Origin of the sequence: Paenibacillus prosopidis, assembly GCF_003337375.1 — a bacterium.
GTDB lineage: Bacteria > Bacillota > Bacilli > Paenibacillales > Paenibacillaceae > Pristimantibacillus > Pristimantibacillus prosopidis.
This window is the reverse complement of record NZ_QPJD01000004.1, coordinates 309,223-325,007: the sequence shown is the minus strand read 5'-3', so window position 1 is coordinate 325,007 and position 15,785 is coordinate 309,223. Positions and strand designations below refer to the sequence as shown.

11 protein-coding genes and 2 pseudogenes are annotated in these 15,785 nt (G+C 47.6%); 7 read left to right on the top strand and 6 right to left on the bottom strand.

The genetic code is table 11. From position 1 onward, the window contains the following. Nucleotides 1-136: 136 nt before the first annotated feature. The 3 genes and pseudogenes from DFP97_RS08190 to DFP97_RS08180 all read left to right on the top strand — a co-directional run bounded on the left by DFP97_RS08190 (nucleotide 137) and on the right by DFP97_RS08180 (nucleotide 3,780). Nucleotides 137-856 (top strand): annotated as a pseudogene (locus DFP97_RS08190) (glycoside hydrolase family 5 protein). After that, entirely contained in the window at nucleotides 850-1,713 is an 864-nt protein-coding gene (locus tag DFP97_RS08185) for a X2-like carbohydrate binding domain-containing protein (RefSeq protein ID WP_114379499.1), read from the top strand. Before DFP97_RS08190 ends, DFP97_RS08185 begins: the two are co-directional and overlap by 7 nt. A 537-nt stretch (nucleotides 1,714-2,250) precedes the next feature. Further along, the gene (locus DFP97_RS08180) at nucleotides 2,251-3,780 is read left to right on the top strand and encodes a response regulator transcription factor (protein WP_114379498.1); all 1,530 of its coding nucleotides are present in this window, start codon (nucleotides 2,251-2,253) and stop codon (nucleotides 3,778-3,780) included. 160 nt (nucleotides 3,781-3,940) lie between these two features. Here DFP97_RS08180 and DFP97_RS32235 read toward each other — a convergent pair. Further along, nucleotides 3,941-4,164: pseudogene (locus DFP97_RS32235) on the bottom strand (SGNH/GDSL hydrolase family protein); the annotation flags it as partial. 191 nt (nucleotides 4,165-4,355) lie between these two features. Here DFP97_RS32235 and DFP97_RS31880 point away from each other — a divergent pair. Together DFP97_RS31880 and DFP97_RS08170 are read left to right on the top strand one after the other, a co-directional pair. Next, nucleotides 4,356-4,484: a hypothetical protein gene (locus DFP97_RS31880; protein ID WP_281270950.1), complete on the top strand. Its 129-nt coding sequence runs from the start codon at nucleotides 4,356-4,358 to the stop codon at nucleotides 4,482-4,484. A gap of 95 nt (nucleotides 4,485-4,579) precedes the next feature. Continuing rightward, on the top strand, nucleotides 4,580-5,182 hold the full coding sequence (locus DFP97_RS08170; protein WP_114379497.1) for an alpha/beta hydrolase: 603 nt from the start codon (nucleotides 4,580-4,582) through the stop codon (nucleotides 5,180-5,182). A 471-nt stretch (nucleotides 5,183-5,653) separates the two neighbouring features. Here DFP97_RS08170 and DFP97_RS08165 read toward each other — a convergent pair whose 3' ends face one another. The 5 genes from DFP97_RS08165 to DFP97_RS08145 all read right to left on the bottom strand — a co-directional run bounded on the left by DFP97_RS08165 (nucleotide 5,654) and on the right by DFP97_RS08145 (nucleotide 12,815). After that, nucleotides 5,654-6,568, bottom strand: a complete 915-nt coding sequence (locus DFP97_RS08165; RefSeq protein ID WP_114379583.1) for a carbohydrate ABC transporter permease — start codon at nucleotides 6,566-6,568, stop codon at nucleotides 5,654-5,656. An 18-nt stretch (nucleotides 6,569-6,586) separates the two neighbouring features. Next, on the bottom strand, nucleotides 6,587-7,546 hold the full coding sequence (locus DFP97_RS08160; RefSeq protein ID WP_425453505.1) for an ABC transporter permease: 960 nt from the start codon (nucleotides 7,544-7,546) through the stop codon (nucleotides 6,587-6,589). 113 nt (nucleotides 7,547-7,659) lie between these two features. Further along, the gene (locus tag DFP97_RS08155) at nucleotides 7,660-9,372 is read right to left on the bottom strand and encodes an ABC transporter substrate-binding protein (protein WP_114379496.1); all 1,713 of its coding nucleotides are present in this window, start codon (nucleotides 9,370-9,372) and stop codon (nucleotides 7,660-7,662) included. A 114-nt stretch (nucleotides 9,373-9,486) separates the two neighbouring features. Further along, nucleotides 9,487-11,238 (bottom strand): sensor histidine kinase, encoded by a 1,752-nt coding sequence (locus tag DFP97_RS08150; RefSeq protein ID WP_114379495.1) that lies wholly within the window; start codon nucleotides 11,236-11,238, stop codon nucleotides 9,487-9,489. Between the two features lie 14 nt (nucleotides 11,239-11,252). Continuing rightward, nucleotides 11,253-12,815, bottom strand: a complete 1,563-nt coding sequence (locus DFP97_RS08145; RefSeq protein ID WP_114379494.1) for a response regulator — start codon at nucleotides 12,813-12,815, stop codon at nucleotides 11,253-11,255. A gap of 568 nt (nucleotides 12,816-13,383) precedes the next feature. Here DFP97_RS08145 and DFP97_RS30400 point away from each other — a divergent pair. Together DFP97_RS30400 and DFP97_RS08135 are read left to right on the top strand one after the other, a co-directional pair. Beyond that, nucleotides 13,384-13,599, top strand: coding sequence for a tetratricopeptide repeat protein (locus tag DFP97_RS30400; protein ID WP_147275031.1), 216 nt, complete (start codon nucleotides 13,384-13,386; stop codon nucleotides 13,597-13,599). 242 nt (nucleotides 13,600-13,841) lie between these two features. Continuing rightward, nucleotides 13,842-15,602 (top strand): Rieske (2Fe-2S) protein, encoded by a 1,761-nt coding sequence (locus DFP97_RS08135; protein WP_114379492.1) that lies wholly within the window; start codon nucleotides 13,842-13,844, stop codon nucleotides 15,600-15,602. Nucleotides 15,603-15,785: the final 183 nt, after the last annotated feature.

The window sequence follows — 15,785 nt, the reverse complement described above, 5'->3', positions numbered from 1 at the left end:
TAGACATCATTAAGCACCTCGAATCAGATTTTGTGGTTTTGATTATACATGCGTGTATCTCCTAAATGAAGGATTTGGACAGGGACTACCTGTACTTCTCAGTTTAGGAGATTTTTTTATGCAGTCCACGTCTTAAATTCCATATATTCAGCACAATTTAGAATGTATTATCCGTATTCCGATTACATGGGACGGGCGGATGGGCGGCGCACCGGACTATACGGTCGATCCGGCCTGGATGGACCGGGTTCAACAAGTCGTCGATTGGTCGCTCGAAGAGGGTCTGTATGTCATGATCAACGTTCACCACGACGCTTGGATGTGGCTCAGAACGATGCCAACGAATCATGACGAAGTATTGGCCTGATATACCGCGTTATGGACGCAGATCGCCGACCGCTTCAAGAATCATTCCGACTAACTGATGTTCGAAAGCATCAACGAACCGGAATTTTTAAACGTTGATATCACGACGCAACTCGAATTACTTGATGAAATCAACACAACCTTCGTGATTGTAAGAGAGTCTGGAGGCGCTAATGCCGATCGTCCGCTTGTGCTGCCGACGATATATTGCAATGACGAGAAAGTGCGTGTGGATCCGCTTGCAAGCACGATTGCCAAGCTGAACGATCCGAATTTGATCCCGACCGTTCATTTTTACGGCCTCTGGAATTTCAGCATAAACATTGGGGGCTACTCAAGGTTTGAGGCTGACACGATTAAGGTTGTCGATACATTGATTGATAATGTATCTAATGCGTTCGTATCGAAAGGAATTCCCGTTATCGTAGGCGAATACGGACTGCTAGGCTGGGATGTCAGCGAAGGTTTGCCGAGCATGGCGAGATGTTGAAGTATATCGAGTATTTCACCTCTAAAGCCGTAGAGAACAAACTTGCCCTTATGCTGTGGGACAACGGCGGGACTTTTGACCGTCGAACGCTTCAGTGGAACGATCCGGAGCTTTATGATCAGATCATGGCCAGCTTGAAAGGCCGCTCTTCCACTGGCGAATCCGATCTGATCTTTATCAGAAAAAACGCTCCGGCTCAGGACACTTTAGTGCCCTTGCACTTGAACGGCAATGTTCTGACCAGCATTAAACTTGGAGACTACGAATTGATGGAAGGCACGGACTATGCGTTGAACGGCGAAGACCTAACCCTCAAAGCAAGTTTTACCGCCAAGCTGACTGAATCGGCCGCACTCGGCGAGGTAGCCGAATTGAAAGTCCAATTTAATAAAGGCGCCGATTGGACCTTCCATGTCTTGTACAATGACACCCCGGTGCTTCAAAACGCGGAAGGCACCACCGCAAATTTTGCGATCCCGACCGCCTTCAATGGCGACAGACTTGCTACGATGGAGGCCGTGTATGCTGAAGGGGGCAACGCCGGCCCGGATAACTGGACTTCGTTCAAGGCGTTCGGCTTAACATTCAAACCATCTTATGCAACAAATGAAATCACGCTTACACAGAGCTTTTTCAATAAAGTGAATGACGGAACGGTGATTCTGAAGTTCCACTTCTGGAGCGGCGCCATCATCGAGTACACGATTACGAAGAACGGCACGAACATCACTGGCACAGATCGTAGAACTGAAATCGTTTTGGTAAAAAAGGAGTCCTGCTTTGCGCCCGTGCGCTGGGGCAGGACTTCCTTGTTTGGTCTTTCGCTGATCATTATTTTATATGGATTTTGTTCATAGTGCCAAGAAAAAATGTTCTTAACCGGTTAACATCGTTCTCAGCAACAATAACGGGAAAGGAAGGATCATAGGCACTGCCCCGCCAGAATCGATCCGCGCAATACTCACATCGGTATGCAATTTTTAACCGCAATCTTCCTCAAACTTTCGCTCCGAATCGATTAACCCGCATTCATGAAAATCTCCATAATGGTGAGTAGGGTCTGCTTCAACAAAGTGCATGCGCGCTCTAGATAATGGTCTTCAATTTAGGAGATCGCAGTCGTAATGAATGAGATTACTTGGCGTTTCCTTCTCCTGACTCTGTCTAATACCCGGAAGCTTGTCGTTAAATTCGTCTATCATGAGGGCGGATGTCTATATCATGCTATTCACATGACTTGAAAATCAAGGTGTAATATTAAACAGTGCTATATAATCTGCAATAGTAGCAAAATATTGTAAGGGAGTCATCCATGCCGTAACGTATAAAATATTACTACTAATTCAAGGTGAGGACGGAAGTTTGCTTTTTTATTCCGATTAAGGGGGATTCCTATGGGTAAGGTCATTCTCGTTGATGATGAAAAGCTAATACGTCAGGAATTGCTAGTGATGGTCGATTGGAAAAGTCACGGCTTTGAAGTAATTGGTGAAGCAAGCAATGGAAGAGAGGCTTTATTGTTGTATACAGATTTACGGCCTGATCTTATAGTCATTGATATTTGTTTGCCTGATATAAATGGCTTTCAGTTGATTGAAGAAATTCGAAAGCTTGATTCGGATTGTCAATTTATCATCGTAAGCGGTCATGCAGATTTCTCATACGCCAAGACTGCGATTTCATGGGGGGTCAACGCCTATATATTGAAACCCGTAGATGTAAACGAAATCGAGAAGGAATTGATGCGAATCGGGAAGCTAATGCAAAAGAAATCTGAGCCATCGGCAGGAGAATCAAAGTGGGGGCGAATGATATCGTTGCTTTTGGTTAATGAACAAGCTAATCTGCCTGTCACCCTTCAATCACTTAATTGGCAGTTGTATCGGGTGCTGCTTCTAAAGCTGTATTCGCCAGACTGTAATAGTCGTGTTCTACTCGAAGCCATTAAGCTGAAACTAATGAGACATTTTGAAGATCGTGAAGAGGGTGTTGTATTCATCCATGACTCGACAGTAGGAGTAGTTTTACGTGAAACGAGGTTAAATAATCTCGATGCTACAGGCTTGTATTATGAACTTTTGAAAACGCTCGCATTGGAAAATGGACAATTTATTGCGGTCGTGGGAGAAGCTGTCGAATCGATCGTCGATATCGGTAAATCTTACTACGAGGCTGTAAATTTATTAAAGAATGAGTTTCTGTACCGAGGGGAAACGAGAATTATCGACCGCAGCGCTAATATTCTGCCGCAGGAGGCGCCAGATATCGGCATTTTATCTGAAAAATTGTATTACGCTATCGATTTCGGAAGTCGATCCTTACTTCGTCGCGTGCTTGAGGAAGGTCTGCTTTCGATCGCACAATACTATGGAACTGAGCCAGCAATTAAAGCCGCCACTTCACAGTGGCTTTCGCTCTTGCTCACCAGACTGTTGAAAAGGAATAATATAGCATATTTCGATATACAAGACACTGAGTCCTTGACTTCTGACATTTTCAAGCAGCCCAATTTTCAGACGTTGCAGAGAATGATCGAAGATAGACTGATGCTTATTCTTGATCGGTCAGGATCGCAATGCAGGGATGATATGGTTATTGCGCAAGTTTTGGACTTTGTGGAATGTCATTACTCTGAGAATTTGAAGTTGAAAACACTTGGAGAGAAGTTTCATTATAACAGTGCTTATTTGGGCCAATTGTTTAGAAGCGTCACAGGCGACCCATTCCGTACTTATTTGGATAAAGTCCGAATCCGCAAAGCCAAGGTCTTGCTTGAGTGTGGTCTCAAGGTTCACGAGGTTGCCGCCCGTGTAGGAATCTCTAACGTTAACTATTTCCATATGAAGTTCAAAAAAAACTTAGGTAAAAAACCTTCTCATTACAAGGCAAAATCATCTAAAGACCGTGGCAGGTCAGCACTATAGAGCTTTCGTGAAGAAGAACGGCGAAGCCATCTATAGAACTCAGGCCGCTCGAGCCGTTAGACCATATTTGTGGCACTACTTGCAAGGGGAATCATTTATTTTTGTATATACAGGATAAGCCAGCTTTTAAAAACATGGTTTTGCCGGCGCTGGTAGCGACGCCGTTCGTCTCGTCATCGGCGTCATTGACGGCAAACTCCACAATAACGATGTCCGGCTGAATCTATCCGTCTCGAAGCACATCCCGCTCGTAACGGATCATTCCCAGCTCCGAGAGCGTGCCGCCCACTCCAGCTTTGACCAGGCGAACGTGATCGCCCCCATTTCTGCCAAATCTTGTTTAAAGTCCACATAAGACCGATAGGCGTAGCAGGCCGTGTTTAGCATAATCTGCTTATCTTATTACGAATCGTGCGTACTTGAAACCCGTCAAAAGATAGTTGTCTAAGAAGGATGAAGATCAATCATCCACCGATCGACAGGTTGTTGACTGCAAATGGAAGCGCTACACTGTGGGAAGGAACTGCCGGAGTCCGTCCGGCGAACATTCTTGAAACGAAGAAGTGGAGGGGCAGATGACGGAACATCGCACGAATGAATTGCCGAAACTACAGCGTTTCGACATCGATGGCTTGCGACACGATCCGGGTCGTGGGAAGTGCTGGGACCGCACGAACGTTGAATCGTATTGGACGACGATCTAGGCTACCATAACAAAGGAGTATCTCAAGGCGGAATCCGTACGATATGACGGCGGCATATAAGGCGGGCACTATTATATTGGAAGTGAGGGTGAACGATGACGGACTTAGTGGGAACGGAAATTCCCGCCGCGTACATGAGTGCGGCTACAACCGGAAAGCAAGGCTCGGTTCGAGAGGTTGCTTATCCGGTGAAAAATTATATCGACCTGTCTCGGCAACTCGTGACGGATCGCCCTATCGATGTCCGGGAAGCGGGAAGAGCCACGGTTAGTGGAGAGGCGATCATGAAATCCTGCAGCGTCTATCTCCCGGCGGGTTACGACGAGCGTGATCCGGATACCCGTTACAATGTGTTGTACTTGCTTCACGGAGTAGGCGGAGACGAATACGAATGGTTACGAGGCAGCGGGAGTGAGGGCGGCAATCCTATCTTGTTCAATATATTGGACAATCTTGTAGCGAACGGTGATATTAAACCGGTCATTGTCGTTATGCCGAATGGAAGAAGCTCACATGACTGGACGGATCGTACTTTCAATACCGAAGGGACCAACATGCTGGGGTTCTACTATTTCGATTATGAGCTGAGATACGACTTGATCCCGTTCATTGAATCCGCATTCAAGACGTATGCAAATATAAGAGAGACGTCTCCGGAAGCCGTCGAATACAACCGTACGCATAGGGCCACCTATTAAAGACGGCGTTCATGATTTCAACGTTTGGAACAACGGCGCGTACCATTTTGCCCGTCTGTCATTTGGGAAAGGAGGGGCGAAGAGCGAACTCGAAGTCTAATCTAGGGAGATGCTACCTTAATCTGATTAAAAGCCGGAAGGAAGCGAGTTAAGCGGGCAATCGTGGTAACAGACCCAATTCGAAAGATTGGGTCTGTTTGTGGTTCATCATAATTTATCATGGCCGGATATAACGAAGGTAATCGAAGTCGACCATTCCGCCGGACTGAGTGAGGCATATTTTACAGTAGTTCGCCACGCGTTGCCGACCTGCTGAATTGTACGACAGAATCTTGAAACACGAGTAAAACGGATGGACGAAAACTAGCCATTTTCGAAGCAATACTACGAGATCTAAGCATACTTTGGCAAGTCTCCGAATTTAGGGGATCTAACCGCTGGTGCTCACATGCACGAACGCATCCATTCCCCTTAACCTTTCACACCGCCAATGACCATCCCTTTGACAAAATACTTCTGCAGCAACGGATAGACCATAATAATTGGTACACTGGCAACGATCGTCATCGTTGCGCGAACCGATGTCGGCGTTACCATCGTCACATTGCCCTGCGCATTGGCATAGGCATCGGCCGCCGAGCCGTCTGTACTCGTGCTTGATGTGGACAACACCTTCATCAGTTCATACTGCAAGGTACTTAGATCAAGCCGTGAAGAGTTGTACAGGAATACGTCAAACCAGGAGTTCCACTGGAATACCGCTACGAACAGAGACACCGTAGCAAGAGCCGGTACGGTCAGCGGAAGCACGATGCGCGCAAATGTGGTAAAGTCTCCGGCTCCATCGATTTTAGCCGATTCCATAATCCCCTCCGGCAAGCCTTCAATGAAGGAACGAATGACAATCATATTGAATACGCCGATAATGCCCGGAATAATGTATACCCAGAAGCTGTTCAGCATACCGAGCTCTTTAATGAGCAGATAGCCAGGAATCAAGCCGCCGCTGAAGTACATCGTAAAAATGAAAGTAATGGATACAAATTTCTTCAATTTATATTCGGGACGACTAATCGCATAGGCCAGCATCGCTGTACAAAATACGGAAATGATTGTCCCGACGATCGTCCTTGCTGCGGAAATGAAGGTCGCAAAGAACACGTTGGATTCATTGAACACATACTCATAATTTCGAAGTGTCCATTCGCGCGGCCAAAAATAGATGTCACCTCGAATGGAGTCGTTCGCATCGTTAAACGACAAGGCAAACATATTGATGAAGGGATACAACGTGATGATGACCAAAAAAATCATGAAGCAGTAATTGCAAACATCGAAGATTCTATCGCCGACCGAAGAATATTGAGCTGATTTAGTTTTTAACATCGTACCGCCGCCTTTCATCTAGTACAATCTGTTTTCGCCAAGCCGTTTGGCAAGGTTGTTGGCAACGATAAGGAAGATGAAGCTGACCACGGTTTTGAACATGCCGGCTGCCGTCGCCAATCCATAGTTATTCATTTGTATCCCGTATTTCAACACGAAAATATCAAGGTTTTCCGAATATTCAACATTCATGCCATTACCAAGCAAGTACTGCGGCTCGAACCCGGACTCCAGGATATGGCCCAGATTCATAATGAGCAAGATGACAATGACAGGCTTCATGCCTGGAAGAGTAATATGCCACATTCGTTGCAAGCGCGACGCGCCGTCGATCTCGGCTGCTTCATACTGCGTAGGATCAATCGTCGTAATGGCGGCCAAGTAGATAATCGTATTCCATCCGACGTTCTTCCACACTTCCGTCACGCCAAGAATTCCCCAGAAATATTCGCCCACTCCGAGCCACAAGATGGGCTTATCGATGATATTGAATTGGAGGAGCAATACGTTGAAAATCCCTTCCGGGGCAAGCGCTGTCTGGACGATATTAGCGGCAACGACCCACGAGATGAAATGCGGCAAATAACTGATCGTCTGCACCGTCCGCTTGAAGTAGATTCTACGTAGCTCATTCAGGAGAAGAGCTAAAACAATTGCTGTAACGAATCCCAGCACAAGATTAATAGAGCTCATCACGAGTGTATTGCGCAAGACTAGGTAAAACTGTTCTTCCTGAAACAAAAACTTGAAGTTATCCAATCCCGTCCAAGCCTGGTCGAATATATCTCTGCCAAGCCTGTATTTTTGAAAGGCAATCGTCCAGCCCCAGAGCGGAACATATTTGAATACGATCACCCACGCAAGAAAAGGCAGCGACATCAGCATCAACATTTTCTGCTTGGATAATGCTTTGAAATAGGCTCTTAGGCGCGAATCGTCAGAAGTCGATCCTGTCAGCTGCACGGTATGTTTCTCCACCCGATCCGTCTCCCTTCCGGCAAAATCTTTTTTGTCTCTCTCATAATTAGATGTGAAAAGTGAATGGCTTCACTTTTCACGGGTTGTTTACATGACTATTCAGAAGCTGTGTCTTACCATTTTCCTGCGACGCGATCCTTCACCTTGGCGGTCATGAATGCTTCGAAGCCGGCGGCATCCAGTTTGCCGAAGTCTTCGAGATATTCAGCCCAGACGGATTCGAACTGACCTTCGGAAGCGAGTACCAGCTTCGGATAATACTTCCGCTGAAGATCTCCGGCCTTCTGATTAAAGATATCTTCAGGGGAACCTTGCGGCTTCTCGATACTCCAAGCCGGATACCACGGTCTTTCCACAGGCTTCGCGAAGAAACCGGAGAATGTATCGATGCCGTAAGCTTCAAGTAGCGTCCGGTCGCCATCTGTATAATTGACGTCCGCTACCTCAGGTTGGCTGAACGGCACATGCGCATTGCCGTCCTCGTACACGGAGTTGTTGCCGTAACGCGGCCATTCATAATCGAAGTAAGCCCAGCCGTACTTGCGTTTGAAGTCGTTATCGTTGCGATTAGCCAATTGCTCTTCACTCATGACGAAACGGCCTTCTTCGTTCACAGAGTAGGTGACGCCTTCTTCACCCCATTGGATTAGCTTCTGGTTCTCGTCCGTCAGCAGATTATCCCAATATTGAATGATGCGAACCGGATCCTTGGCGCTTACGCTGATGCCGAGGCCGCGGTTGTTGACGAAGGAAGGCGGATCCATGTAGGCATCTGTAATGCTCTCGTCAAATACGATTGGAAGCGATACATAACGCAGATCATCATTGCCGGCTGTCTTCAGGTTGTTGATCGCATTTCCGATCTGCCAGATGTAGCCGCTGAATCCGAGCACGCGGCCGGAAGTCAGCTTAGCCATGAATTGGTCTCCGTTAGCTGTGAAGCTCTCCGGATCGACCAAGCCTTTCACGTACATTTCATTCAGCGATTGCAGCCATTGCTTCTCGTAATCGGTTCCCTGGTACAGCTTGGCTTCGTGCGTCTCCAGGTCAACCATGACGTTGCCGTCGTTCGGATATCCGGCCAGATGCATAGGGGCATTCGTGATCGTGTAGAATTGACCAGGTTCGCCTGCGAATGTAGCGTAGCCGATCGTATCTTTTCCATCTACGGTAGGATACTTAGCCTGATATTTCTCGATTAGATCGAAGTATTGATCGAGTGTCTTTACTTTCGGATAGCCGAATTCTTTCAGTACTCTGCGTTGAATCCAGATGTTGCTGCCCGCATCTGGTTCCGTCAAGTAACCACCGACATTGGCCGTGAAAGGCAGGATATAGATGTTCCCGTCTTCATGCGTGATCTTGTCCATATAAGGGCCATACACGCGTTTGATGTTAGGACCATGCTGCTCGATCAGATCATTAAGCGGGATTAACGCTTCTGCATCCAGGAGCTTGGCAAGCTCGCCCACCGGAGAGATAACATCGGGATATTCGCCTCCAGCAATCATAACGCCGGCCTTAGTGCTCGGATCGCCGACAACAAACTCCATTTTCCAATCGACGCCTGTTTGTTCTTGGAGGATCTTGCCGATCGTTGTTTCGCTTGCCAGTACGTCGTTATTCGATCCGAATGCGAAGTAACTGAAGGTGACCGGGTCTTTACTGACCTCTCCGGTCTTGTCGTTGGTCGCGGTGCTGGTGTTCGTATTGTTCTTGTTGTTTGTTTCCCCTCCTTCGCCATTATTCGACGAGCAGCCTGCAAGGAGGAGTGCTGCGGCCGTTAGCACGGCTAGGCTGATTTGCAGCCATCTTTTGTTGCGCATTTCAGTTCCCCTTTCTTTTTCGCAATGTTGTAAGCACTTTCAGTGTAGAAGAAAAAGAAAATAATTGTTATATAGCAAACCTTAGATCTGTCTTTGAATAGTAAAGAACTTGTTTTACGGCATCTCTTTTTGGGTAATCGGCAATCGCAGCGTGATCCGCGTTCCGTTATTCGGTACGCTGACAATCGCGAAATGGAACGATTCTCCGTAGCATATTTTTAGACGCGTCATGACATTCTTCATGCCGATGGAATCGCCCATGGCATCATCCTCGTGGAAGTAGCGTTGAAGCTCGTCGATTTTCTCTTGTGCGATGCCGACCCCGTTATCCGATATGGCGAAGACGATCTGTTCCTGCTCTTGCGCGATCTGAATCGTAATATATCCGATGCCGGGTATGTTCTCGATCCCGTGGATGCTTGCATTCTCGACGAACGGCAAGAATGCCATCTTCGGAATTTCAACATCCAAAATGGATTGATCGACCTCGATATGAAACTCCAGCTTGCTGTCGAAACGGTATTTCTGAATTTCCAGGAAGCTTTCCATCAGCTCTAGCTCCTCGCGAATCGTAACGAAGCTTCGCTTCCAAAGAATCGATTTGCGAAAGATTTTCGCCATATTCTGAATCGTCTTGGCCGTCTGCGTCTCGCCCTTCATCAGACTCCGCATCCGAATTGTCTCCAGCGCATTGAATAAAAAATGCGGGTTGATCTGACTGTGAAGCGCGTGCAGTTGGGCCTGTCTTTGGCGCAGCTCCAGCTCTTTCTTCTGTATCTCCGCTACATACACATCATTGATCAGGTTCTCGATTCGCTCGCTCATCCGGTTGAATTCCACTGCAAGCTCTCCCACCTCGTCCCGTTCCCGATTATAAGGAATCCTCGCGAAGTTTTTGCCCTTTACGGATTTCATGTGCTTCAGGATGTTTTGAGTGCGCGTATGGATCGAGCGGGAAACAATCATGATCACGATCGTAGGCACAATGAAATTAATCCCTGCAAACCAAAGGATTAACCGTCCTGATTGCATTACATCATACAAGATCTTCTCTTCATCCAAGACTCCGTATAACGTCCAGCCGCCCAGAGAGCGATTGTTCTGATATTGCTTACCGATGACGATCGCCTTATTCGGTCTTCGTATCTCGTCGAGGCTCAGTGTCTGTCCTGCTGTGATCTGATCGCTCGGTTGCCCGCTGGCCAGACGGCCGTAACGCGCTTGACCGGTCGGATCCAGAAAGTAAAAATCTCCCTCAAAGCTGGATAAATCGAGCAATTGCGTAATGTAATTCATATTCAGGTCGATCTTGATCACATGCTCGTAGGCCTCGAACTTGAGATCGGACAGCTTTTGAATGACGCTGATACTGTCGGGCGTCACATACAGATACGGATATTTGTTATTAATATTATTGATTTGATGATACCAATCCGTGTTCCGCATCTCATCCTCGAGTTTGATGATATGGTCCGAGGCAAGTATCGTCGGATTGTCGCTCATAATGACAATGGAGCTGATGATTTTGTATTCCTTGTCGGCTCGATTAAATAGATTCGAAATGGCATTCAGCGACTCCACATAGCGGTCATGAGACGCATGATCGATATTTAAATGATTGTTGAGCTGCTTGTCAATGGAATACAGATAGGAAATGCCTGCCGCATCGTCAATGACAGCCCCTAATTCGGCTTTCAATAGGGATATCGCTTGATCCGCATCTGCCGTTTTCTGATTTTTTATGTTAATGGTTGTTACATGATAGAACATCACGTTAGTCAGTACGATCGGTACGAACACGCATACGATATAGATGAAGATCAGCTTGTTTCGAAGCTTCAAATGATGAAAACGAAAGTTAAGCACGACGGGAAGCCTCCTTATTTTTTACCGGTCATCTTATTGCGATAATCCGTTGGCGTCATGTCCTCCAGCTTTTCAAACTGGGTGGCAAAATAATCGGCATTTTGAAAGCCTACAAGCTCTGCGATCTCGTACATGCGTTTTTTCGTTTGCCGCAGCAGCCGTTTTGCCTCCTCAATGCGAAGCGACAGCATGTACTCATTGAAATAAACACCGTAATTTTTGCGAAACAGTTGTCCGAGGTAGACCGGGTTCATATGAAATTCGGCGGCAATCCCTTTCAGATAGATGTTTTCTTTGTAGTGGCTGTCGATATATTTTTTCACTTTTTCGATACTGCCTTCGCTCTTTTCGCCTCGCTTTTCCGTGATGTATTCAGCCGCTTCCCCTATAAAATGCAAGAAAACATGCTTTAGCTGCTTCAGATTGCGGTATTTCATCTGCCAATGGAGCAACTCGTCCAGCCATCGCAGATCTTTCTCGTCTCCTTCCAGCTGCCGGATGATATTAATAATGGCAATCATACTTCGCCTTATGGTATTGGTAACGGCACCTTGAGCGAAATGCCGCTCCTGAAAGACAATAAAAATTGCATCAATAGCGGAGTTATAGCCATCCTTTCGATTCGCTTCAATCTCATAGATGAGCTTGCTGTGCAGCTCTTCATCCACATCAAAATAGTATAAGGGCAGCTCTAGCAGCTCCGATGCCATAAAGATGCCGTTTAAGCCGGCGGCAAAACGATAATTCAAGCATTCCTCGGCACTGGAGCCGGAATGAGCGATCTGCTTTAAATGGCTTGCCTTATGGCCAATAAACAAAGCTATCGTCGTTGCAAGCTCTCTCTCCAGCATATCAAGCAGCTTGGCGTAGTTCGTCCGCTCGGTCTCGCTTTGCTCGTCCAGCAACTGAGGCACAATAAAGCCATATTGATTGTACGCGCGTACATGTACAAGCAGAGGTTGTCCCTCGCGATGAAAATATCGCTGGAGAGAGGCTTGCAGCGCGGGAAAATAGTCGATTTCCCCTTGAGGCAGCCCATCCTGAATTTCTGCAATGATATACGTATAGGAAGAGGAGAGTGGAAGCTCCAACGCATGGGCAATCCGCGCCATCACCTGCTCACTCGGTTCGGTCTGCAGTAAGCTTTCGATGACGGTTTCGACAAGAGGCTTTTCTCTCGTTATCGATAAGAGTTGTTTTTGATTCAACATATTCGCTATTTTTTTTAAGGTAGCTGTAAGCTCCTGTTCATCTACCGGCTTCAGGATATAATCCGACACATCGTAACGGAAGGCTTGCTGTGCATACGAGAAATCGGGGTACCCGCTTAAGATAATAAATAACGGTTGATGCTCGCCTTCCGCTTTCACCTTTTGGATGAGCTCTAGACCGTCAAGCACGGGCATTCGTATATCCACGATGACAAGATCCGGGGTCAATCGTTCGATAAGGTCGAGCGCTTGCTTCCCGTTTTCCGCTTCGCCGCAGATTTCAAATTGCAGCTTCGACCAAGCCATCAAACCGATCAAGCCTTTGCGCACAAAAAACTCGTCATCCACAATCAGTACCTTGTACATGATTCTTCCTCCTCCGAGATTCTATTTAAGTCCGTCATTAACTACGGTTACTTCGGGAACGAAGCTTTTCCTTGCAGGCGTTTGAAGGCAGAAGGCGACATCCCCTTGTATTTCCTGAATGGCTTTGATTGGCGAAACAAGTCATTGTTCAGGTGTGGGGGACAGCCATGATACAGAGCGCCAGTGGGAGTAAATTATAACATGATTAAAGACAGGCAAGGTAATGAAACAAATGCTTATGGAGATCAGACGCATGAATCAATGCGTTAACTATGAGCCGACCATATATCCGCGAATCTGAGTAAAAGGAGCATTTCAACCGATTCATCGCTGACAAAAAAACGGCGGTGCCGCGGACACAACTTTATTTCCAGAGTGGGCGCAACTCATTGAATAAGTTTATTGCGTGAAAAGTTTTTACATCGTGTTGTGTCCGAAACGACAAAAAGTTTGATATCACTTCGGATCATTGCGCCGAACGATGAAAGCGACGATATCCGATGTACATTATGCTTTAAGCTATTGTTACTCCCGTTCGGGTAGTGCTGAGTTAGCGGCGAGGCATCTCTTGGCAGGAGAAAAAGCAACTCCTGATTATTGCTTTCCCAATACGCTATTTGACCTCACGGTTTTGGAATATATCGTAAAACAGGAGCCTGATGCCGCAAGAGCTCGTTACTTCCTTGGGAATTTATATTATGACAAGAAGCGCTCCGATGACGGCGATAGCTCAGTGGGAAACATCCGCAAAGCTGGATGCTTCATACACCGTCGCCCATCGTAATCTGGCACTGGCTTACTTTAATAAGAATAACGAGCCGGATAAAGCAACCTCATATTTTAGTTGTACATGAACTCAGCCGAAAGTTGTACGTCTTTGTCGTGCCGATCTCCGACTCTTTGCTGAAGCCATGACCGGGACAATAAGGTATTATAGAACTATGCAAATGAACGAAGAGGGTTCTGAATGGATACCATTGTTGTAGCTTGGAGTGCAGCTTGAAAAAAATGAAGGAGGCTGTATTGATGAGTAGTTTAAACTGGATTTCAGCAGGCAATCTGGAAGCGCTTAAAGAAGAAGGCGCAAAGGTTATACGAGGCGGTGTCGCTGTTTTTTATCATGAAGACCAAGTATACGCGGTTGACAACCGTTGCCCGCATTTAGGCTTTCCGCTCCATATGGGGAGCCTGTGCGACGGGATTTTGACGTGCCATTGGCATCATGCCCGGTTTGACGTCTGCAGCGGCGGTACGCTTGATCCCTGGGCGGACGATGTTCCGTCTTATGAAGTGCGGGTCGACGGCGGCGAAGTGTGGGTAAATCCGGTTTCCAGAAGTGCAAAAGGCGCGGCAAAATATAAGCATAAACTAAAAGAAGGACTCGAGCAAAATATCGGCATCGTCATCGCGAAAGCGGTCGTCGGACTGATCGAAGCGGGAGTGCCGGAGCAGGACATCGCCCGAATTGGCATCGAATTCGGCACGACATATGGAACGGGCTGGAACGCCGGACTTACGATTCTTACCGCGATGGCGCAAAGCGTCGACAAGCTGGACAAGAACGGTAAGATACTCGCCTTGTACCAAGGACTTGTCCATGTCGCTCGAGGCAGCTCGGGCAGAGGAACCCGCCACTTGCTGTCGGCGCTGCCTACGGCCGACTTGCCGTTCGAACGGTTGACCGAGTGGTATCGCAATTGCATAGAGGTGCGGGATACGCAGGGCGCTGAGAAAGTGCTGATCACCGCCATTTTGAACGGCATTGACACAAAGCGGCTGTCGGAAATGATGCTTATCGCCGCAACAGATCACTTTTACTTAGACGGTGGGCATGTGTTCGATTTCCACAACAAAGCTTTTGAGGCGCTGGAGTGGGCGGAGGTATCCCAAAAGGAGCAGATTTTAACTTCACTCGTGCCGATGATGGCTCGTCCGACGCGGAGCGAGGAGCTACACCAGTGGCAGGCGCCGCTGAACCTCGTAGAGCCGATCAAACAAGCGGTCAAAGAACTGGAGCAGAATGCGGCGCAGGCGAAGCTCGCCGGTGGGTCAACAGATGCGCGGCTGTCTGCTGGTATGGAAGAGCAATTACTGCAGCAGCTGCTGAGCGATACGCCGGAGCAGACGATCTCTCTGCTGCGCGATCTGCTCATCGCGGGAACGGCACCAGCTCAATTGGCGCAGATCGTTGCTCTAGCCGCCGCGGAACGGATCGTTCGTTTCCATACGCAGAACGATTTCGGCGATTGGATTGCAGTGCTCCATACGTTCACTTATGCTCACGCCGTACACGAAAGGCTGCTGCAATCGGATGAGCCGCTGCTGCAGCGGGGGATTTTTCACGGAGCCGTCAGCGTATATCTTGACCGTTTCTTAAACGTGCCGACAGCGGCGCGTCCGAAGCCGTCCAGCTCCGCCGCGCCGGCCAATCATCAGGAGCTGCTCGATTTGCTCGATCTGCGCCAGCAGGTCGGACCGGCCGCGCAATGGGTGATGGACTACATTCATGGCGGCGGTGATCCAGGAGCGCTGCTTAATACGCTTGGCCATGCGCTGTTGCGGGAGGATGCGGAATTCCATTCTTTCCAAATGTATGAGGCTGCAGTGACCGAATACGACCGCTGGCAAGCGGCGGCAGGCTCTTTTGCGGAGAAGGCCAAAGAAACGATGCTGCTAGCCTGCACCCGATACTTGGCGGCACACGCGCCAACCGCGCGCGAGCTCCCGCATACGGCTAAAATTGCCTGGAGGCTGCATAAAGGGGAAAGGTTGTTTGAAGAAGAATAGCAAATGGACACGCCAGCTGGGTCATGTTAGTTAATTATTGAATCTTACAAAAACACATCCTACTGATCAACTGGTCAGTAAGGTGTGTTTTTTTCTTCTATTTAAATTATGACCTGCAAGGATTATGCATGAGGAACTAGGAGCTATTCGTATTCAAAGGACTTCCTCTGTGAAAATGCGACA

What these genes read in the sequence shown, in the direction of transcription:
- DFP97_RS08185 (WP_114379499.1), top strand. Translation starts at nt 850, where the DNA reads ATGTTGAAGTATATCGAGTATTTCACCTCTAAAGCCGTAGAGAACAAA.
- DFP97_RS08180 (WP_114379498.1), top strand. Translation starts at nt 2,251, where the DNA reads ATGGGTAAGGTCATTCTCGTTGATGATGAAAAGCTAATACGTCAGGAA.
- DFP97_RS31880 (WP_281270950.1), top strand. Translation starts at nt 4,356, where the DNA reads ATGACGGAACATCGCACGAATGAATTGCCGAAACTACAGCGTTTCGAC.
- DFP97_RS08170 (WP_114379497.1), top strand. Translation starts at nt 4,580, where the DNA reads ATGACGGACTTAGTGGGAACGGAAATTCCCGCCGCGTACATGAGTGCG.
- DFP97_RS08165 (WP_114379583.1), bottom strand. Translation starts at nt 6,568, where the DNA reads ATGTTAAAAACTAAATCAGCTCAATATTCTTCGGTCGGCGATAGAATC.
- DFP97_RS08155 (WP_114379496.1), bottom strand. Translation starts at nt 9,372, where the DNA reads ATGCGCAACAAAAGATGGCTGCAAATCAGCCTAGCCGTGCTAACGGCC.
- DFP97_RS08145 (WP_114379494.1), bottom strand. Translation starts at nt 12,815, where the DNA reads ATGTACAAGGTACTGATTGTGGATGACGAGTTTTTTGTGCGCAAAGGC.
- DFP97_RS08135 (WP_114379492.1), top strand. Translation starts at nt 13,842, where the DNA reads ATGAGTAGTTTAAACTGGATTTCAGCAGGCAATCTGGAAGCGCTTAAA.